Raw genomic sequence first — 22,002 nt, forward strand, 5'->3', positions numbered from 1 at the left:
AGATTGAGGAACATAAAATGAAATCTATCACCAAAACACAATTTTTAGATGATGTTGAATTTCGTCCCAGCCATGCTAATCAAGTCGGTAAGGAGTGGAGTTGGATTTCTCCTCAAGCCTGTAACGACCAGGCAACTCTAGATAACCCTGCAAACTATTATGAAAGCTCACTTTTGCCTTGGCACCAATTCGATCAGTTAGAGACAGATCTAGAATGTGATGTGCTGGTTATTGGTGGTGGTCTACTTGGTTCATCAGCAGCATTACATCTTGCAGAACTTGGTGTTGATACTGTGCTGGTCGAAAAAAATCGTATCGGCAGTGCTGCCTCTGGGCGTAATGGAGGACAACTCACCCCAGGTCTTGCACGTTGGGAAGCCGAAGAAATGATTGAGCGCCTCAGCCATGCCGATGCTAAAAAACTATGGCACTTTACCTCAACAGAAGCAATGCAGCTCATTGATGATATTTCTGATCAATATCAATTAGATTTTGCACGTAAACGCGGTCACATTACCGCTGCAATACACCAAGGTCATTTGGCTGCATTAAACCAAAGCGCAAGTGCGCGAAAGCATCTAGATGAAGACCATACTCGTCTTATCAACAAACAAGAATTGATGGATTATATTCAATCCGATTATTACCAAGGCGGTCTGATTGATGAACTCGGTGGACAAATTCATCCCCTCGCACTCACTCGCGGACTGATTTACGCTTTTTGCAAAAATAACGGCAAAGTTTATGAGCAAACTGAAGTCCAATCCATTGAAGAAAAAGCGGATGGTCTTTATGTAAAAACTGGCAATGCCATAATTAAAGCTAGAAAATCTGTGATCCTTGCTGTGCATCATGCCTCATTCAAACTGCTGCCTGAAAACAAAAAAACCACGATCCCTTTTTATACCTACGTTGGCACCACCGCACCTTTAGAGCTAGAAGTGAGTAAGCTTCTTCCTTTTGGCCATCCTGTCTACGACACCCAATTCCAAATTGATTACTACCGTCCTGTGACTAAAAACCGTTTACTATTTGGTGGTCAGGGAACAGGTTCGTGCTGGGGGCCAGAAAAAACAAAACAATATTTACAACACCGTATCCAAACTGTATTCCCTCAATTAAAACATGCGCAAATGGACTTTGTTTGGAGTGGAACAACCGATTTAACGGTCAATGGTGCAGTGGACAGTGGTAAATATGGTCAAAAACATCCGATCTATGCGGTACATGGCTGGAGTGGTCACGGCGTAGCTCAAACCGTGCGTATTGGCAAAGCCATTGCTGATGATTTTTCTGGTCAATCACAAGACTTTGATATGTTGTGCAAAATAGAACATCGAAATATCATACTCGGGCGTACACTTGCACCTGTGGTCATTCCGATTGCCAAGGGCTTTTTTGGCTTAGGCAGTTTAATCAACCCAAGTAAAATGGTCTCATTTTAAGTTATTCACTGCATAACACCTTGTGATGCCAATGTTTAAATTCGATCTATCGACTGCGGATTTTTAACATGATGTTGCATCACAACAATCAAACTATGCTAGTGTGTGGAGACCTTTTAGATCATTCGCAGGGAGTCGTGAGTGCGTAGTTTATTAGCCGATCATCTATTACAACGTTTGCAACAACAAAACGAAGGTGCTTTATATACTCGGGTCTTCCGTTGCTTACGCGATAGTATTATAGATGAAGTATTGCCACTAAAAACTCGCCTCCCCGCCTCACGTGATCTAGCTAAAGAACTCAATGTCTCACGCAATACCATTTTAAATGCTTATGAACAACTCAGAGCACAAGGCTATGTTGAAGCCATTACAGGCAGTGGAACTTGGGTCGTTGAAACACTACCAGAAAACTATTTAAACGTTCCAAGTAGCGACCAACCTATCAATAATGATCAATTTTTTGATTTAAAAGTGCTTTCCAAACGTGGCAGCGATTTTTTTGAACATGCTGCTGCATCACCTAATCAGTGGGGAGCTTTTGTACCTGGTGTACCAGATGTAACCGAGTTCCCTCATGCCGAACTGAGCAAGATACTCAACCGACTGAATCGCCAACCGCAAGTTCCCAACCTCATTTATACCAGTGATGCAGGCTGTACTGAGCTTAAGCAGGCCCTAGCAGCATACTTACGTGTTGCACGTTCAGTACATTGTGATGTCGATCAGATCTTTATTACTGACGGTATTCACCAAGCAGTTGATTTTATTTCACGAGTACTCTGCGATGTAGGTGATCATGTTTGGGTGGAAAACCCTGGTTATTGGGGTGCTCGTAATATTATGCGAATGAATGGATTAGCAATCCATCCAATGTCGGTTGACCATGAAGGAATTATTCCCGATCCAAACGCCCCCCTGCCGAAACTGATCTTTGTCACCCCTTCACATCAGTATCCACTGGGTTCACATTTAAGCTTGGCTCGTCGTCGCCAATTATTGGAACTTGCTCGTATTCATCAATCATGGATTATTGAAGATGACTACGACAGTGAGTTTCGCTTTGAGGGCCAGCCCTTTCCCTCACTACAAGGCTTAGAGGAAAATACCCCTGTAATTTATATGGGTACGTTTAGTAAAACGATCTATCCTGCACTACGACTCGGTTATATGGTGGTCCCCAAACGTTTAGTCGCAAGTTTAAAAACTATCTCGGCTGAATTATATCGTGGTGGTCATTTACTGATGCAGCGTGCGATTGCTGAGTTTATTCAAGAAGGACATTATGCTGCACATATCCGCCGCATGCGCCTACTCTATGCCAAGCGTCGAGCATTTTTAATTGAACTCATCGAACGTTATTTGGGACAAGATTTTGTGCATCAGTACAGTCGTCAAGCAGGTTTACATCTGGTATTGAAACTGCCTGATCATGCCGATGATGTAGCAATTGCCGCACTGGCATTACTGCGTGGAGTAAAAGTTCGACCACTTTCTAAATACTATACAGAGCCTTATCACCAAATCAGCCGTGGCCTATTGCTTGGGTTTGCCTGTGTGAGTGAAAAAGATATGTTGATTGCTTTTAGCGTACTCAGACAGTGTTTAAATGAACACGAGATTTACCCAAAAAAAGGTGATGAACTGAAACAAACAACAGTTCATCACCCAATGGAGCAACAGCTCAATCTCTAATAGGCAATATCTTTAAAAATGGCTACGCTTTAAATATTGCTGCGCCATAGTTTTTCTGTTGGCCTTGATTTGTAAATATAAGCCAATAAAAACCAGTAACAATGCTGCAGCACCTGTAGATAGCACCAAAGTCCGATATTGCTCCATAAAACTCATCGCAACTAATGCCGCAATAATAAATATGATCACTGCATAGCTCAGCCCAGGAAACAACCACATTTTAAGTTTAATTTCCCGTCCTTCACGCTCCATTTTACGACGTAGCTTGACCTGTGAAATTGCAATAACCAAGTAAACTAACATGGCAATCATTCCTGTGGTATTCATTAAAATATCCAAAATCTCACGAGGTTTGAGTGCATCAAAAAAGTTCATACATGCAATGATGATGGCCATAATACATGAGGCACACACAGCAAATATTGGCATACCATTCGCTCGCGTTTTTTGGAAAATCGCAGAAGCATCCCCACGTTTTGACAAAGAATATAACATTCGTGAAGCAGTATAATGTCCCGAAACAAAACAGCTACTAACCGAAGTGAGTACCGCAAAGTTCATTACCCACTGTGCACCTGGTATACCCAGTGCTTCAAAAGCCCGTCGATATGCACCATAACCTGTTTGACTAAGCAAAGGATCATTCCAAGGGACAATACACACAATAAGGAAAATAGAACCAATATAGAAAATACACACTCGCCAAACCACTGAGCGAATTGCGCGCTTGGTTTGTTCAACTGGATTTTTTGATTCAGATGCCGCAATAGTCACAATCTCGGCACCAAGAAAAGAAAACATTACACCTAATAAAGCAACAATCACAGGCCCAATACCATTGGGCATAAAGCCGCCATGCGCAGTAATATTGTATAAACCATTTACTTGCGCCAAAGGCCAAAAGTTAAGTAATGCCAGTGTCCCAAGTACAATAAACACCACAATTGCAACGACTTTAATTAAGGCAAACCAAAATTCAAACTCTCCGTATTTACTCACGTTTAAAAAGTTAATCGCAATCAAGACAAAGGTCATAATAAAGGTATAACTATTGACACTCAGGATAGGCATCCATTCATGCAAGATTATCCCTGCAATATAGGCTTCCCATGCCATAAGTAGCGTCCAAAACCACCAGTATAACCAGCCAATTGTAAAGCCAGCCCAGCGTCCAATTGCACGCTCTGCATAGGTTGAAAAAGATCCTGTATCTGGTGAAGTAGCAGCCATTTCACCGAGCATACGCATAATAAAAACCACCAAGATCCCACCCGCCAAATAAGCCAACATCGCTGCTGGACCTGCTTCAGCAATAATACTGCCAGAGCCTACAAATAATGCTGCACCAATCACGCCAGCAATTGACATCATGGTCAAATGCCGAGTTTTTAAAGCGGTACTCAGTTCGTTTGAAGATTGTTGTTGGTTTATTTGCATAGTAAATTCATTCCATGAATAACCACGATTAACTGCATATAGAACAAAAGTTAATAATTAAAGCGCAGTCGTAACTACACTTGAAATTCAATATTATCTTCAGCTCTATCCTGTCGCTTACAGTTAAATATTGATCTCCATATGCTATGGAGCGTGTTTTTTTAAATAAATGTTTTTTAAATCTCGATTAATGTCGCCTGTTTATGCTCGATAAACGAGTACCAATTATTGTTTAAGAGATAGAGCCAATGTTTAATAATTAATCTACGTATCAATATTTAAAAAATGAAAAATGAGCAATGCATTCAGATGCTCATAAGAAAAATAGTTTTATAGGCATAAAAAAAGACCCCTTAAGGGGCCTTTTCTGCACAGTTAATTAAGTTAGTGACTTAATTAAGCTGCATATACTGGGTGTTTTGCACAAACAACAGCAACTTTCGCTTTAACAGCTTCAATAACTGCTTCATCACCTTTGCTATCTAGAATGTCAGCAATCCAGTTTGCAAGTTCAGTAACTTCTGCTTCACCAAAACCACGTGTAGTAACTGCTGGTGTACCAATACGAACACCAGATGTTACGAATGGAGAGCGTGGGTCATTTGGAACAGAGTTTTTGTTCACAGTAATATGAGCAGCACCTAACCAAGCATCAGCATCTTTACCAGTAATGTCTTGTTTAATCAAAGACAATAGGAATAAGTGGTTTTCAGTACCACCAGATACCACATCATAACCACGTTCGATGAAAACTTTTGCCATAGCTTTAGCATTTTTAACAACTTGTTGTTGATATGCTTTGTACTCAGGTGACATTGCTTCTTTAAAACAAATTGCTTTAGCTGCAACAGCATGTACCAAAGGACCACCTTGGTTACCAGGGAATACAGCTGATTGAAGTTTTTTCTCAATTTCTTCGTTTGCTTTCGCCAAGATTAAACCTGAACGTGGACCACGCAAAGTTTTGTGTGTAGTCGTTGTTGTTACGTCAGCAATTTGTACTGGGCTTGGATATACACCAGCAGCAACCAAACCAGCAACGTGTGCCATATCTACGAATAAATATGCACCTACTTTGTCCGCGATATCACGGAAACGTTGCCAATCAACAACTTGGCTATATGCTGAGAAACCAGCAACGATCATGCGAGGTTTATGTTCTAATGCTAAACGTTCAACTTCTTCGTAATCGATCTCACCAGTTTCTGGGTTTAGACCATATTGAACAGCATTATATGTTTTACCTGAGAAGCTTACTTTAGCACCATGAGTCAAGTGACCACCATGAGCCAAACTCATACCCAGTACAGTATCTCCTGGGTTAAGAAGCGCTAAGTAAACAGCAGAGTTAGCTTGTGAGCCGGCATGTGGTTGAACGTTTGCATAGTCAGCACCAAACAACGCTTTAGCACGATCAATTGCTAATTGTTCAATGATGTCTACATATTCGCAACCGCCATAATAGCGTTTGCCAGGATAGCCTTCGGCATATTTGTTGGTGAGCTTAGAACCTTGTGCTTCCATTACAGCTGGAGAACAGTAGTTTTCAGAAGCAATAAGCTCAATATGCGCTTCTTGGCGTGCATCTTCAGCAGAGATTGCTTGAGCTAATTCTGGGTCAAATTCAGAAATAGAGATATTGGCAAACATTAGCGAAATCCTAATTATCAAAGGCGGTTAAGCCGTGCTCAGTTTGGCCGACATTGTAACACGAAGTTATGCATTAAGCAGAATGAACTTTACTCAATATTCAACAAAAATTATCCAATGCTCCGATTTAACTCAAAAAGGGAGTAAATAAGACTAATCTAGTGATTATTGACAAGTTTTCAAATCAAAATAAATAGCGCAATAAAAACATTTTGTTTACGTAAGCAACAAGCCGCTGGGCAATATTTGTATGGAATCGGCAGTTCAGGTAAATTGAGCGTATACAACCCCCTTATTGATGATTATGCACGCACTCATTTTAGATACTGAAACACACACGCTCAACGGTTTACCTATCGAAATTGCTTACGCACCAGTGAGCATCGCAAATGCGAAGTTAAGTTTAGATCGTAATCAAATGTATGATCAGCTGTTCAGTATTGGCCACGAAAAAATTTCCTATGCTGCTATGGCAGTACACCACATCTTAGAAAGCGACCTTGTTGGTCAACCAGACTACTCTAGCTTTACCCTACCCAGTGAAACACAATACATCATTGGGCATAATGTAGATTACGATATTCGAACCATTGAAAAATGTGGAATAGACTGTAGCAATATTAAAGCCATATGTACGCTAGCCTTAGCACGTCGTGTTTGGCCTGACGCAGAAGCTCATAATATTTCTGCATTAATTTATCAAATTAGCCAAGGGAGCAGTAAAGCACGAGACATGCTTAAAGGTGCTCACCGCGCTGATGCTGATATTATTTTAACTGCAAATATTTTGCTGCATATTGTGCATCAACTTAATATTCAATCGATGGAACAGTTATTTATTGCCTCAGAAGATGCACGTATTCCTCGTACATTAAACTTTGGTAAACATCGTGGTAGTTTAATTACCGATCTCCCAGCAGACTATATTCAATGGTTACTTCGTCAAGAAGACCTCGATGTCTATTTACGCAAAGCACTAGAAAATACTGCACTAAAAACTGTGTAAATATTCAAAATTAATAATGACTTAGAGATCAGCCTAAAGTCTAATGGTACAAGTCAATAAAATACGTTGTAATGGCATTTCATTTAGTTGTACCTTGAACATTTAACCCACCTTGGTGGGTTTTTTTTTGTGTTCAGCTTGCAAAAGTAGCAAGATAAATACAGAACATACTCATAACAAAAATAACAGCAATAAACCGCTGGGCCTGATAGCTCAAAATAAACATTACAATGAGTGCAGCAAGCGTTACGCTGCCCAAATAAGTTGTAATACCAACAGAAAGATCAAAATGTTTAATGCACATCAGCAAACTTAATAACAATTCCAAACAGCCAATTCCACGAAGTGCAAAAATATTGAACTGACTTAAACTCACTGAAAACAAAGCCTGTTGGTGTTTTTCCATTGAGCAAACCATACACCCCAATGCCAACAACAATCGCCCCCAAATAAACCAAATAAACATCAAATTTGCTCCTTTTCAGTAGGCTGTACTGGAGCTGAAGCGCGTACATGTCGTTTAGCTTTAGGCTGTGATGGGTTTTTATTGTTTTTGATGTGGTAAAAAATGAATATCACAATACAAGCAAATATCATGGCGCCAATATCTATAGCGGCAACGGCTGTTTGCCCCAAAAACAAGCTCTCCCAAAGTGGCATGCCACCAGTCAATGCATTAACGACTGGAAGTAGCACAAATAACCCAGCTAATAAACCCAACTGTTCAAGCCAAGCTTGCCTGTGCGTACGCAAAGCAGCATGAATAAAACTAAGCAACCATATGGTAAAAAATGTATAAATTTCCAAATCACGGCGATTTGCAATTGAGTCTGGAATCAAACGTGCCGCATATAAATAACTCACACAAGCCAAAACTAAACCCACAATTACTGCAACATTACAACATTGCATTAATTTTAATCCCCAAGGGCTATTTTTTGCTTTATTCATCCCTTGTTTTTTAACCACCCAAAGCACTTGACCTGAAGCAATCATGACTAGTCCCATTAGACCAGAAAAGAACAATAAAGCTCTTAAAACCATATCGCTACCACTCGCACGATGTAAAGCCAACATCAAGTTATAAATCGAAGCTGCTACTGGTGTTTGCATGGTTATTTGGATAGGTTGCCCGGTTACCAGATTAAATTTTTGAAACGGTACTGACTTCATTTTAGATAGGCTGTCACCATATCTTGCTCTAAACTCGACTTGTGCCTGTGCTGTATTTGGACTTTCAATAATAATCATTGCAACAGGATTGTCTTTCCACTGTTTTTGTACAGTCGCGAGTAAGGGCTTAAGCTGAGGCAAACTGTTAACAGTAGGCTGAGCACGGGCAAATAATGAGTGATCCCTCTGCCCTCGTGATTGCTCCAATTTCGAAACTAAAGCGCTAGAAGTACTGATCTGCTCATGCTGCAAGGCAGTGATAAATTGTGATTTTCCTTGAGGATAAACACGTTCAATTGTCCAAGGCATTAAGGTATAAATAAGCAATAATAGCCCACTAAAACTGATCATGAGTTGGAATGGAATACTATAAACAGCTGTAATATTGTGCCCATCCAACCAGCTTCTTAGCCCTTTACCACGACGAAATACAAAAAACTCTTTGAAGATTTTTTTATGGATCACGATTCCACTAATCAAAGCAACCAACATAAATAACGTCGCAATACCAACAATCCAACGCCCTAAGCTATGCGGTAAGCCATATAATTGAAAATGTAAAACTGAAATAAACTCAGCACCAGCAGTGTTCTTTGTGGTTAATTTCTGCCCTGTTGATGCATCTAAAAAAGTTTGTTTAGGTTTTTCATGGCCAATCAAATGTTGCCCATAAGCCAATGTACTGACATTAATCGTTGGTTGAGCAGTATTCGCCAACTTAATCTGCCAAGTTCCAGCATGTGGTGCTGTTCGATTCAGATAACTTAATGCAAAATCTAATTGCTGTTGCTCAGTGGTATACGGTAGAGACTGATGTAACTCTGGTTGTAACCAAAGATTAAGATGCTTCTGATAAAAACTTAAACTGCCAGTGCAAAAAATCACATATAACAGACAACCTGCTAAAATCCCCAACCAGCCATGTAACCAAGACATTGCCTGACGTGCCGTTTCTTTTTTCCCATCAATACGCATGATTATTCTTAGCCTTGTATGATGAGTAAGCAAGCATAAAAAACTGCACTCGGTACTACCACCAAAAGTGCCGCATAACTACTAGATCGGCTAATAAATACCACCATAAAAGTGATCACGTGTACAACAAACGCTAACATCGTGGCTGCCAATACGGTACTTGCCAAGACTGGTTGACATAGCTCTAACACATAGAGGGCACTGACTGTAGCTAATACATATCCTCCAAGTAGTGCAATAATAAAGCGATACAGTACCGTTAAACGATATTTTAGTAACAAGAAGCGTGCTGAAGTTTGTGTTCTTTCAGATTTAAAAATTTGTGAAACAGACATTTTTTATCTCATTTTTATTCATACTCAATTGCATGACTACATCTATATAGTCATGACAATTGATTTATTTATGGTCAAATTAAAAACTGTATCAGTTCACTTAAAACTGATAACTGTAAGACAAGACATAATTTCGAGGTTCTGCAAAAGTTGCATTATCAACATTAAGACGATATTTAACATTAGCTATATTATTGATATTAAAAGAAATTGAATGATTGTGTTGATTATTGTATTTCAACATTAGATCCGTCACTAAATATGATTTTTGCTTAGAAGCATTCACCGCAGCCATAGATTTTGCAGTGGCATTTATGATGTCGCTTTGCCATCTTAAATTTGCTCCCACTTTCCACGGTGCAAAGTGTGCAGGGAGTTGATATAAAGTATGTAGTTTTAATATCTGCTTCGGCTGATCAAGTTGAATTTTTTTAGAATTTTCTTTTGTTGTTGCATAAGTATAAGCTGTACTTAGCTGCCAATCAGGAGTTAACTGCCCCACCAACTCTACTTCATAACCTTTTGTTTTTGCACCTCGTACCGCACGATAATAGCGTTCGTTTGCAGTAGAAATACCGGTATATTCTGCTTTATTGTCAATCATTGACTTAAAGTAGGCCATGCTCATTTGCAAAGTATCATCATAAAAACTGCCTTTGAGCCCTAACTCATAATGATGCCCTTGCAAAGGATCTAAAAACTTTTCAAGTATATCTTTCTTATTTTGTGGCAGAAAAACATTGCTATAACTCACGTAAGCACTTAGATCAGATCGAAGATCATAGAGTAAGCCAGCATAAGGTGTCACAATACCGTGTCCGGTATATTGACGGTTAATCTTATTGTTTTTTATAGAGGCAATTTCATAATTTGAACTGCGAGCGCCCAAAACGAAGTGTGTTTTTTCTAATACATTTAAACGTGTTGCAACATAAGCACTATATTGATTGGTGTTTGTTAAGTTAAAGGTTTTATTGGCTGTGAATAAATCTGCTGGACGAGCAATTTCACCATTCCAATGTGCCAATTCAACCCAGTCTTTACCAACAGTGTAGCTATAATGATCTTTAGATTGAGTATGTTGATAACTTGCCCCCAATACTAAATCTAAATTAGCTGCACGATGTAAATCTATAATGCCAGCAAGATAACTATCAATGCCATGTATGGCCATATCAAACTGCTTTGAACCAGCTGAGACACGCCCTTTACCCGCTTTAAAATCAACGTTTTTATCAGGAAAACCTACAACACCCCAAATACCATCTGTTTTTTGTTGTAAGTAGTTATAGTTAAAAAATACATTCCATTGATCATTAATTTTATGCTTTGTATTTATGAACGCATTATAGGTATCTGTATCGGTATAGGTCCAATTCGGTGCCGAATTATAAAACCAAGCATGATCATACTGAATATTATTCGCAAATAACGCTGTACCATGTACGCTTAAACCATGTACAGCACTACGCTGATACATTAGTCCAGTGTCAACTGTAGTCTGCGAATTGGGATCAAAACCTAGCGTAGCGTAAAACACAGCATTGTTTTGTTCACCACGAGACATAAACGAATGATGATCCAAATAAGACAATACGGTACGCCCACGTAAACTCCCAGCATCATTTAAAGGTGTCTGGGCATCTAAACCGTATTTAAGTCCTGCATACTTATGCTCAAAATTACGACTGCTTAAACTAAATCGTGCAATTGTTTCAGAAGCTGTAGCTAATTTACGTTTAAAATCAACTGTTGCACTAGGATAGCCAGCTCCCGTGCTCAAACCAGTCGCCCCTTTTACTACCGTTAAGCTTTCATAAATACTCGGATCAAGTTTAGACAAATTTAAGCCACTGTGTCCTTCAATCGCAGCAGAACTCATCACACCATCCATAGAATAGTTGTTGATCTGAGAACCGCGCGCATAAATACTGCTATATTCTCCACCAACACCCATGGCCCCTGGTGCACCTAAGCGCCGTATCGACAACCCAGAAACTTGGTTTAATACCTCACCGACACTACTCAATTGTTGGTTATCTATTTGTACCGCATTTACCACACTGACAGTTTGAGGGGTATCTTTTAAAGCCAATTTAAGTTTAGTGGCTGTATTGGAATTGTGTTGGGTATAACTCGTATCATCACGCTGAGCATGCAATTGAATCACAGGCAATTGAATGCTTTCTGCTGCATAAGCCAGCGCATATGTACTCAAACAAGAAGTTGACATCAAGCCTATAGATATGGCGAGTTGGCTCAGTTTAAAAACCGTATGATTAGAAAAATCACTCATTTTATTTTCCACAATATGCGTTCGTACAGAGGCATTTCAAATACCCCCATTATTTTGTTTTTTATTTTTTCTATTTAATACAAACTATTAAAACGTGGTAATGGCTGTCGGCTTGATAAAACCAAAGCATAACGTTTTAAAGCAAAATAGATTTGTTGAAATATCACTTTTAATCCAAGCATTTGTACATGTAATTGTTTTAAAATAGTCGATACATGATGGAAAAAATTGAACCCCAAATAACCAGTCACACTGTAATAAAGTGGATTAGTCATATTGAAGCACTGCTTAGATAACACCCCCAATTTATATTGTTGGAAGGAATGCCCCTGCCGATTCACCAATTCTGTTACTTGTTCATTTTGTTTTAATACCATTTGTAATGTTGTATGGTTCGGCAAAAGAGAAGAAAAGAACATGTTGCTTGATATTAATTGTAAAAATATTGTTATTTTTAAAAGCATTACACATAAGGCATGCGAAACATTGACACTCAAGAGAAACTCTTCAAATTACTTATTATGTAAATATAGTAACATATAAACCATTATTTATTACAAAAATTTAACAATGTAGCAAATTTATCGAAGCAATCAGCGCCAATATTAAGTAAAAATAAAGTAAACTCTTTAAATTCCTTCAGATTAATAACAGAATGTAATGTGTTTAATTGATTAAAATTCAAACAAAATACTTTATTATTCAACTGATTTAGAGTTAAAGATCTCGATGCTAAAGTAAGACAAGTATTCAAATAAAAAAAACCATGTGCTTATACATGGTTTTTTATAACAGCTATTTTAATAAACTAAACCAGAATATCTCGTTTACCATTGGCTCCCATACTACTTACAATGCCATTTTCTTCCATCTGATCGATAATCCTTGCAGCACGGTTATAGCCTAAACTGAATTTTCGCTGCAATGATGATGTTGAAGCCCGTCGAGTTTCTAAGACAAAAGCTACACACTGATCGTATAACGCATCTCGATCACTCGCACCTTCACCCTCTTCAAAGCCACGACTGGTTGGTTCCTCATCATATGGCGTTAAAATTTCATCCACATAATTTGGTGAACCCCGTTCACGCCATGCATCACAAATTCGGTTTACCTCATCATCGGCAATAAATGCACCATGTACACGCTCTGGCTCAATTTTACCTGGTCCAAGGAATAACATATCACCATGTCCCAAAAGATCTTCTGCACCACCAGCATCTAAGATGGTTCTTGAGTCGATTTTACTGTTGACCCGAAGTGCTACGCGTGTTGGTATATTGGCTTTAATTAAACCTGTGATTACATCAACCGACGGACGTTGCGTTGCAAGCAGTAAATGAATACCTGCAGCACGAGATTTCTGTGCTAAACGAGTAATCATTTCTTCAGCTTTTTTTCCAACCTGCATAATCATATCTGCAAATTCATCTGCAACAATGACAATCATTGGCAACGAGGTTAAACGTGGAGCACGTTCTTGTGTCGCAGAGTCACCTGGTTTCCATGTCGGATCAATCAGATCTTCACCATTGGCCAAGGCCTCTTCTACTTTGCGGTTATAATCACTAATTTTTCGGATCTTCAAATAAGACATCAACTTATAACGACGTTCCATTTCATTAACACACCAGTTTAATGCATTAACTGCATCTTTCATGTCTGTCACAACGGGTGTTAATAAATGCGGTATATCATTGTAGTTCGCCAATTCTAATTGTTTAGGGTCAATTAAAATTAAACGAAGTTGATCTGGCGTGTACTTCAATAACATGGACAAAATCATCGCATTCACTGCAACAGATTTCCCTGATCCTGTTGTACCTGCAACTAACATATGTGGTGCTTTTGCAAGATCGGTCAAAACAGGATTTCCCGAGATATCCTTACCCATTGCCATTGAAATTAATGCCTGAGGATCACGATATGCAGGTAACTGCAACAACTCAGTTAAACGCACCATTTCACGACTACTATTAGGTACTTCAATGCCAATATAAGGTTTACCTGGAATAACCTCCACTACACGTACTGAGGCCATAGACATTGAACGTGCTAAATCACGAGAAATATTTGTGACTTTAGATGCTTTTACCCCTGGTGCCAAATCAAGTTCAAAACGTGTAACAACAGGACCAGGCTGTGCCTCAATTACTTTCGCTTTTACATTGAACTCTTGAAGTTTAATTTCCAATAACTCTGATAACCGAGCTAACTGCTCTGCAGTAAAATTGACCTTTTTATTTGGGTCTACATCATCCAACAAATCTAGTCCAGGTAACGGCGGAAGATCTAAACGCTTCTGTGCGACCTGCATAGCACGTGACATTGGGCGTCCCATCGAATCAGTGAGTGGTGCATCAAACTCATCTATTTCAATTGATACATCTTGCTCTTCATCCGGCATACCTGCACTTTCTTGCCAAGCATTACGAAAAGCATCTTTATCTGCCGCTACACGTTGTTTTTCTTCATCTGAAATAGAGCTCTGTAGATGTGTCTGTACTTCAGCACGAACAAAAGGTGTCGATTGTGCATAAGAGCTCATTTTAGGTGGTAATTGTGCTTCTAACGCTGGCTCTGCCTGCACATGCTCAGTTTTCAACTGTGATGAATAATCACCTTGATGGTCTGCCAACATGGCCAATTCATCCAGCTCAGAAGCTAAAGATGCTGTTGAATTAATCTCTGAATCAGCAATAGTACCAGCTTCAACAGCCGTTATTTCTGTCGCTTGCTCCATAACAGCAGTATCGCTATGTTGCATTTTTGCATTAGGTACGGCAGCCAAAAGTTCATCAAAAATTTGGTCGTTATCCCAATCTAGAGCACTGGTGCCTGTTGTAGCAGCATGACCTGCAACCGCTGCAGCAGACGCTGTTACAGCAACAGCACCCACAACTTTATCTGTCACATCTGTGCCTTCATCCTGTGCAGCACGTAACAATGCATCAATTTCAGTTTTATGATTATTGGGTTGATGTAAAGCTTTCCACACCTCTCCAGTTGGCACAACACGTTGAGTATCTTTTTCTAGAGCATGCGCTTTGGCAATAGTTTGCTCTAGTTGCTCATCATCTATATCTGTAATTGCTGTAGCCTGTGACGATTGCTGCTCATAATGCATCATGTCATCAAATAATTGTTGAGCAGCACGATCTTGTTGTGGTTTAAGCGCTTGCGTTGTTGCTGAATCAAGTGTCTCAGCTGCAGTTTCACCCGCTGCTACTGCAGCCACTTTTGCTGATTCTGCGTTTTCTTTAGTATGTTTGTCTTTCAGCTGACTATTTGCTTCGGTTCTATCATAAGCAGCTTCTGATTCAGGTACATTTTTATAAAACAATTCTTGTAAATATGCAGGCATGGCTTTGAGCGTTGCCCATGTTCTATTCCAATGAATACCAAACGCAAGTGTGAACAAAACCAACCAAAGGACAACTAAGAAAATGACCGCGCCATAAACCGTCAACAAACCCTCTAATCCCTGACCAATTTCAAAGCCAATAATGCCACCTGAAGCATTATCTAAAGTATCTGCTGGCACAAGCCAAAGTAGATTCAACAATGAAGCACTGGTAAGGATAATAAAAAATTGGGCAGCATAACGAAAAGGACGACTTAAGAAACTGTGCGGCCACCAAACTTGAACTGCTTCAAGAAAGATAAAAATTGGAATGAATAAACTTGCCCACCCCAAAAAGCCGAACAGTAAATCGGATAGCCAAGCACCGACCACACCACTGGCATTTGAGACTTGTTGAGTATCACTTGATATATGCATCCAGCCGGGATCGAATGGTGTATAAGTCACAGTGGCAAGGAATAAATATATTCCAAATGAAATCAAGAAAATTGTAACTAAAAAGCGTTGTGGATAAACACTCGGCACCGCGGTCATATACTGTCCTGTAGGTTTTAATGCATCAATTCGGAGATGTTAAAACGAATCGTTATGGTCAAATGCAAATTTTTTTATATTATGCACCTGTTCTACAAAAAAGGTGCATGTTTCTTTTACTGTATATTAAATTGTTTCAAACTCACAAGCCACTTGGCATTGACTATAGCCAGTTTCGATCATGATGATCTATATTACCCAGTTTCAAGCGCACAACAAAGTGCAAGTTTCACGTATAATCTTGAGCAACTTTAGAGATCACTAAAAATTTGAATAAGGATACATTTCATGGCTCAACGTCATTCACGCTTAATCATTTTAGGTTCTGGCCCTGCTGGCTATAGTGCGGCTGTTTATGCAGCACGTGCCAACTTAGCGCCGACACTTATTGCAGGTATGCAATTAGGTGGTCAATTAACCACAACAACAGATGTTGAAAACTGGCCAGGTGATGCAGAAGGTCTTACAGGCCCAGCGTTAATGGAACGTATGCAAGCACATGCAGAACGCTTTGGTACAGAAATGATTTATGACCATATCAATGAAGTTGATCTGAATGTACGCCCATTCGTACTAAAAGGTGATATGGAAGAATACAGTTGTGATGCATTAATTATTGCTACTGGTGCAACTGCACAATACCTAGGATTAGAATCTGAACAAGCGTACATGGGCCAAGGTGTTAGTGCCTGTGCAACTTGTGATGGCTTCTTCTACAAAAATCAAAAAGTCATGGTTGTAGGCGGTGGGAACACAGCAGTTGAAGAAGCGCTTTATCTATCAAATATTGCTTCTCATGTTACTTTGGTTCATCGCCGTGACAGCTTGCGTTCTGAAAAGATCTTGCAAACACAGCTATTTGAAAAAGAGAAAGAAGGTAAGATCAGCATCATTTGGAATCATCAAGTTGAAGAAGTGCTTGGTGAGGCTGCATCAGGTGTGACTGCGGTACGCATCAAATCTACACAAGATCAATCTACTCAAGACATTCCTGTACAAGGTCTCTTTGTTGCAATTGGCCATAAACCAAATACAGCCATGTTTGAAGGACAGCTTAAACTTCGTGATGGTTATATTGAAGTTAGTGGAGCTCGTGGAAATGCAACCGCAACCTCTGTAGCTGGTGTCTTTGCTGCTGGAGACGTTGCAGACGATGTATACCGTCAAGCCATTACTTCAGCGGGTTCTGGCTGTATGGCTGCTCTTGATGCAGATCGTTATTTGGAAACATTAAAATAATTATCCCCTGCTCATAGGAACAGCGCACAAGCTTTTCCCCTTCCCCAGATTTAGGGGAAGGTCGGGATGGGGATTACAAGTCACGTTAAGATGACTATAATCAAGCCCGAAATAAACAGGAGGCACTATGTCATCAGCAAGTCAACTCAATGACAAGCAACTTGAAGCAATGAAATACACTCAAGGACCCTTGTTAGTACTTGCAGGGGCCGGTTCGGGTAAAACATCTGTAATTACTCGTAAAATTGCCTACCTAGTACAACAAATTGGCATTCCTGCCTATCGTATTACAGCAATGACATTTACCAATAAAGCTGCACGTGAAATGAAAGAACGTGTTGCTAAGTTGTTATCTAAAGAACAAGGCAAAGGTTTATCCGTTTCAACTTTCCATACTTTTGGGCTAAACATGTTACGTTTAGAGTTGAAAAATACACCACTTAAAAATAATTTTTCAATTTTAGATGCCGATGACTGTAAACGAATTTTGATGGATCTGATGCACCGTGACAATTTATCCGGAGCAGAAAGTAAAGATCTCATTGCCAAAGCAATGAAAAAAATTTCCGATTGGAAAAACGACCTCATTTTACCTGAGCAAGCACATAGCACCTGCGAAACAGAAGAAGATGTTCAGTTCGCTCATCTTTATCAGCTGTATGAGCGCAATCTGCGTGCTTACAATGCAGTAGATTTTGATGACCTTATTGTTTTACCCACACGCTTACTACAAGAAAATGCAGAAGTTCGTGATCGTTGGCAAAACAAAACCCGCTATTTACTGGTAGATGAATATCAAGATACCAATACTGCACAGTATATTTTAGTCAAGCTACTCGTTGGAGTAATGGGACAGTTTACTGCGGTGGGTGACGATGACCAATCCATTTATGCATGGCGTGGTGCTAAACCTGAAAACATGGCTTTACTCAAAGATGACTTTCCAAACTTGAAGGTTGTAAAGCTGGAGCAAAATTACCGCTCTACCAGCCGTATTTTAAAAGCTGCAAACCATGTGATTGAAAACAATCCCCATATTTTTGACAAAAAATTATGGAGTGATAAAGGACATGGTGAAATCATTCGGGTTATTACTTGCCGTAATGACGATGATGAGGCTGAACGTGTGGTTAAAGACCTCCTCACTCATAAACTGATGAACGGCAAAAACTGGAAAGACTATTGCGTACTTTATCGTGGTAATTTCCAAGCTCGCGTGCTTGAAACTCAGCTTCGTCAAATGCAAATTCCGTATAAACTCTCTGGTGGTCAGTCTTTCTTTGCCCGTGCAGAAATCAAAGACATCATGAGTTATCTACGCATAATCATCAATCCAGAAGATGACAGTGCATTTTTACGTATTATTAACACACCTAAACGTGCTATTGGCCCAGTGACTTTAGAAAAACTTGGTTTATTTGCACAAGAAAATCATCTTTCTTTACTCAGTGCCGCTGGTGATCAACGTCTTCGCATGGTATTACCACAAAAAGCCACCAGTCAATTAGCTGAATTTTCAGACTTTATAAGTAAATTCACGCGTGAATTGCTAGAAGATGATGAGCCTGTACCAATCATTCGCCAAATGATGAATGAAGCTGGTTATATCGACTATTTAAGAGAAACAGCGGCAACTCCTGCGCAAGAAAAAACCAAACTAGATAATGTCGAAGTACTCTATAGCAGTATTCAAAGTTTGATTAACCGTGCAGAAGATGTAGATGAACGTAATATTGAAAGTGTCATTCGTAAAATGGTCTTGCTTGATATGTTAGAGCAACAGCAAGAAGATGAAGATACTGACAAAGTTAATTTATTAACCCTACATGCTTCGAAGGGTCTTGAGTTTCCTTTTGTTTATATTATGGGATTAGAAGAGGAATTACTTCCTCATAAAAACTCGATTGCAGCAGAGACCATTGAGGAAGAACGCCGTTTAATGTATGTGGGAATTACCCGTGCGCAACAAGCACTCACGCTGACCTTAGCTGAGCAACGTAAAAATGGTGGGCAAATGAAGCAAATGACGCCAAGTCGCTTCCTTGATGAGTTGCCACAAGATGATCTTGATTGGCTCGGCCGTAAAAAGAAACTTGCTGAAAATGTTGATCCCAAACAACAAGCACAGCAATATTTACAAAACTTAAAAGCCCTGCTCAAACGTTAAGTTTGATCAGGCTATCTCCTAACTTTTTATTTTTACCATAGGCCTTATTTATGAAAGTCCAAGTGAAAGTTCTTGATTCACGCTTAGGTTCAACTTGGCCAATGCCAAGTTATGCAACAACAGGTTCAGCAGGTCTTGATCTACGTGCATGTATTGATGAAACAATGACAATTGAACCAGGTCAAACTGTATTAATCAAAACAGGTATGGCCATTTATATTGAAGATATTCACTACGCTGGTTTAGTTTTACCACGTTCAGGTTTAGGTCATAAGCATGGTATTGTACTTGGCAACCTTGTCGGTTTGATTGATTCAGACTACCAAGGCGAACTTATGGTTTCAGTATGGAACCGCGGACAAACAACCTTTAGCTTAGAACCAGGCGAACGTCTTGCTCAATATGTTCTCGTTCCTGTTGTACAAGCAGAATTTGATATCGTTGATGACTTTATTGCAAGTGATCGTGGTGCAGGTGGCTTTGGTCATACTGGTCAAAAGTAATAGTTATCTAGCTATTACCTAGACGATTGAAGCACGCATTTTGCGTGCTTTTTTACTGTCTATTTAACCTTGTTTGAATTTGATTAAAAATATCCAATAACTAAAGGCAATAACCAATGCCAACCCCATACCAAAGGGCTCAAGATAAATTTCCCACCACGGTGATGGCATTGTTCCTGTGTGCGCCCAGCCCAATCCAAGAAAAAACACACCCGCAATCAGTAGGGTAAAAATAGTCATACTGAAAATATTTAACCAATGCAGTCGAGCCAGCAATAAAGAAATCACAAATGCGAATGGTAGGGTCAATATACAGTAAGCTAAGTAAACAGCAGCATGACCAACAATAAATACAGAAATTGAATATAAACTAAATTCTCGATTTGCAATAACCAGCCAGAATGCACTCAAAGACAACAATGGTAAAGGTGCTAACAATAACGCTTGTAATATCGCCTTCTTAGAATATTGCACAATACCTCCTTATCTAAGACAGTAAGTTAGGTCTAACTACATGCTGTTCTAGACACACCAATCAAGTAGACCCTATAATTTTTAAACTTACTTTATTGTTACCCACCCAATATAACTTGTGAATCGATCAAATAGATTACTTAGCATACTGCAATTATTACGTGCTTACCGTTATCCTGTTAGCGCACAAAAACTCGCAGCAGAATTCAACATTAGTGTTCGTACACTATACAGAGATATTGAACTGTTACGTGAACAAGGCGCAAATATTCAAGGTGAGGCTGGATTAGGCTATATCCTTAAAGAAGACCTTGCCTTACCTCCTCTCCAACTGGACCGTGATGAAATTGAGGCATTGGTATTGGGGCTGCGCTGGGTCTGTCGTCATAGTGATGAACATCTTGTTAAATCCGCCAAAAGCTTATTTCATAAAATCCAACACGTATTACCTACAGTGATGCAGGAAGTCCTACAAAATGCTCCAATGTTGGTTGGCAGTGAATATCTCCCTCAACAAGAAGAAAATCATTTTACGCAATTAATTCGACAGTCTATTCAGGAGCAATCTGTACTTAAGATTCACTATAGTGATGCAAAAAAAGAAAATTCTGAACGCTGTATTTACCCTCTTGCTTTAGCTTATTTTAATGAAGTGCGTTTATTACTCTGTTGGTGTGAAAAGCGTCAAGACTTTCGTAATTTTCGTATAGACCGTATACGGCAACTTGAGCAAACATCACAGCACTATCAGCCTGATCGAACTTTTTTATTACAACAATGGTTCAAAGAAACAGGCATTGCTAGTCAGGATTTTTATTTTGATTAGGTATTGCCTACTGACATGTTCTGACACCACATCACGATAAAGTAAAGGTATTCAGAAAAACACCTTATCTTTAAAGGACTTAAACATGTCTAACATAACACTTTATACTCACCCACACTCTCGCGGCGTGACAGTCTCTTGGATGTTAGAAGAATGCCAAGCAGAATATCAAGTTGTGCCACTACAGTTTCATACTGATATGAAACAAGCAGAATATCTCAAACTCAATCCAGCAGGGAAAGTACCAACACTGACTCATGATGGTGTTGTTATTACTGAAACTGCAGCGATCATTAGCTATTTGGCTGATCTTTATCCAGAAAAACAACTTGCACCTGCAATAGACAGCCCACTACGTGGTGAATACTACAAATGGTTGTTTATCACGAGTAATCAATTTGAACCTGCCCTTACGGATTACATGCATCAAATTGAAATTACAGATGAGATGCGTTTTTCCTTGGGCTATCCTAAACTTGATGTGATTGTTGATCAGGTCACTCAGCATTTATCTCAAAATCGTTACTTGCTGGGTGAACAATTCAGTGCGGCGGACGTATTAATGGTTGCATTACTCGCATGGGCATTTCAAAAGACCATACCACTCAATGACACTTTACAAACCTATGTCGATCAAGCAATCGCACGCCCTGCTTTTCAACGCACTCTACAGCTCAATCAACAGTATCTTGAGCAACTCAATATTGACATCCTCACCCCCTTAAATGGGGGGTGATTCCTACTGCTAGACGCTTATGTCCAAGCGCAAGTATGTTCAGTGCGGAATTTATATCCCGATCATGGAATGTACCTGAGCAGCACTGCTGCGCAAGATGCACTGCCATGCTCTTATTCCAAGCCCTGATCTACCTTTCGGACTACT

General features: G+C 39.5%; 17 protein-coding genes. 8 read left to right on the forward strand and 9 right to left on the reverse strand.

Annotation, left to right across the window (positions count from 1 at the left end; all coding sequences use genetic code 11):
• Positions 1–17: 17 nt before the first annotated feature.
• Positions 18–1,445, forward strand: a complete 1,428-nt coding sequence (locus RFH42_RS01830) for an NAD(P)/FAD-dependent oxidoreductase (RefSeq protein WP_308973805.1) — start codon at positions 18–20, stop codon at positions 1,443–1,445.
• A gap of 141 nt (positions 1,446–1,586) precedes the next feature.
• Complete coding sequence (gene pdxR / locus RFH42_RS01835) at positions 1,587–3,140, forward strand: MocR-like pyridoxine biosynthesis transcription factor PdxR (protein WP_308973806.1); 1,554 nt, start codon at positions 1,587–1,589, stop codon at positions 3,138–3,140.
• 12 nt (positions 3,141–3,152) lie between these two features.
• Here the strand turns inward: pdxR and RFH42_RS01840 are convergent, their stop codons facing one another.
• On the reverse strand, positions 3,153–4,577 hold the full coding sequence (locus RFH42_RS01840) for an amino acid permease (protein ID WP_308973807.1): 1,425 nt from the start codon (positions 4,575–4,577) through the stop codon (positions 3,153–3,155).
• Positions 4,578–4,973: 396 nt separating this feature from the next.
• Positions 4,974–6,227 carry a serine hydroxymethyltransferase gene (glyA, locus tag RFH42_RS01845; RefSeq protein ID WP_308973808.1) on the reverse strand — a complete coding sequence of 418 codons (1,254 nt, stop codon included), beginning with the start codon at positions 6,225–6,227 and terminating at the stop codon, positions 4,974–4,976.
• 304 nt (positions 6,228–6,531) lie between these two features.
• On the opposite strand from glyA, the gene RFH42_RS01850 reads away from it, so the two are divergent.
• Positions 6,532–7,233, forward strand: a complete 702-nt coding sequence (locus RFH42_RS01850; RefSeq protein WP_308973809.1) for a 3'-5' exonuclease — start codon at positions 6,532–6,534, stop codon at positions 7,231–7,233.
• A 133-nt stretch (positions 7,234–7,366) separates the two neighbouring features.
• On the opposite strand, the gene RFH42_RS01855 is transcribed toward RFH42_RS01850, so the two are convergent.
• The 6 genes from RFH42_RS01855 to RFH42_RS01880 all read right to left on the reverse strand — a co-directional run bounded on the left by RFH42_RS01855 (position 7,367) and on the right by RFH42_RS01880 (position 15,910).
• Positions 7,367–7,699 (reverse strand): DUF3325 family protein, encoded by a 333-nt coding sequence (locus tag RFH42_RS01855; protein ID WP_308973810.1) that lies wholly within the window; start codon positions 7,697–7,699, stop codon positions 7,367–7,369.
• Positions 7,699–9,381, reverse strand: a complete 1,683-nt coding sequence (locus RFH42_RS01860) for a PepSY-associated TM helix domain-containing protein (RefSeq protein WP_308973811.1) — start codon at positions 9,379–9,381, stop codon at positions 7,699–7,701. Before RFH42_RS01860 ends, RFH42_RS01855 begins: the two co-directional genes overlap by 1 nt.
• An 8-nt stretch (positions 9,382–9,389) precedes the next feature.
• A complete protein-coding gene (locus RFH42_RS01865) occupies positions 9,390–9,716 on the reverse strand; it encodes a hypothetical protein (protein ID WP_308973812.1) in 327 nt (108 codons plus the stop codon).
• 100 nt (positions 9,717–9,816) lie between these two features.
• Positions 9,817–12,012 carry a TonB-dependent siderophore receptor gene (locus RFH42_RS01870; protein ID WP_308973813.1) on the reverse strand — a complete coding sequence of 732 codons (2,196 nt, stop codon included), beginning with the start codon at positions 12,010–12,012 and terminating at the stop codon, positions 9,817–9,819.
• A gap of 74 nt (positions 12,013–12,086) precedes the next feature.
• Positions 12,087–12,431: a hypothetical protein gene (locus RFH42_RS01875; RefSeq protein ID WP_308973814.1), complete on the reverse strand. Its 345-nt coding sequence runs from the start codon at positions 12,429–12,431 to the stop codon at positions 12,087–12,089.
• A gap of 389 nt (positions 12,432–12,820) precedes the next feature.
• Positions 12,821–15,910 (reverse strand): DNA translocase FtsK, encoded by a 3,090-nt coding sequence (locus RFH42_RS01880; RefSeq protein WP_308973815.1) that lies wholly within the window; start codon positions 15,908–15,910, stop codon positions 12,821–12,823.
• Between the two features lie 288 nt (positions 15,911–16,198).
• Between RFH42_RS01880 and trxB the strand changes: the two genes are divergently transcribed.
• The 3 genes from trxB to dut all read left to right on the forward strand — a co-directional run bounded on the left by trxB (position 16,199) and on the right by dut (position 19,819).
• Positions 16,199–17,149, forward strand: coding sequence for a thioredoxin-disulfide reductase (gene trxB, locus RFH42_RS01885; protein WP_308973816.1), 951 nt, complete (start codon positions 16,199–16,201; stop codon positions 17,147–17,149).
• 127 nt (positions 17,150–17,276) lie between these two features.
• Positions 17,277–19,316, forward strand: a complete 2,040-nt coding sequence (locus RFH42_RS01890) for a UvrD-helicase domain-containing protein (RefSeq protein WP_308973817.1) — start codon at positions 17,277–17,279, stop codon at positions 19,314–19,316.
• Positions 19,317–19,366: 50 nt separating this feature from the next.
• A complete protein-coding gene (gene dut / locus RFH42_RS01895) occupies positions 19,367–19,819 on the forward strand; it encodes a dUTP diphosphatase (protein WP_308973818.1) in 453 nt (150 codons plus the stop codon).
• 63 nt (positions 19,820–19,882) lie between these two features.
• Here dut and RFH42_RS01900 read toward each other — a convergent pair whose 3' ends face one another.
• The gene (locus RFH42_RS01900; RefSeq protein WP_308973819.1) at positions 19,883–20,293 is read right to left on the reverse strand and encodes a hypothetical protein; all 411 of its coding nucleotides are present in this window, start codon (positions 20,291–20,293) and stop codon (positions 19,883–19,885) included.
• Positions 20,294–20,411: 118 nt separating this feature from the next.
• On the opposite strand from RFH42_RS01900, the gene RFH42_RS01905 reads away from it, so the two are divergent.
• On the forward strand, positions 20,412–21,119 hold the full coding sequence (locus RFH42_RS01905; RefSeq protein WP_308973820.1) for a helix-turn-helix transcriptional regulator: 708 nt from the start codon (positions 20,412–20,414) through the stop codon (positions 21,117–21,119).
• 85 nt (positions 21,120–21,204) lie between these two features.
• A complete protein-coding gene (locus RFH42_RS01910; RefSeq protein ID WP_308973821.1) occupies positions 21,205–21,855 on the forward strand; it encodes a glutathione S-transferase family protein in 651 nt (216 codons plus the stop codon).
• Positions 21,856–22,002: the final 147 nt, after the last annotated feature.

Origin of the sequence: Acinetobacter rudis (genome assembly GCF_031157835.1) — a bacterium.
GTDB lineage: Bacteria > Pseudomonadota > Gammaproteobacteria > Pseudomonadales > Moraxellaceae > Acinetobacter > Acinetobacter rudis_A.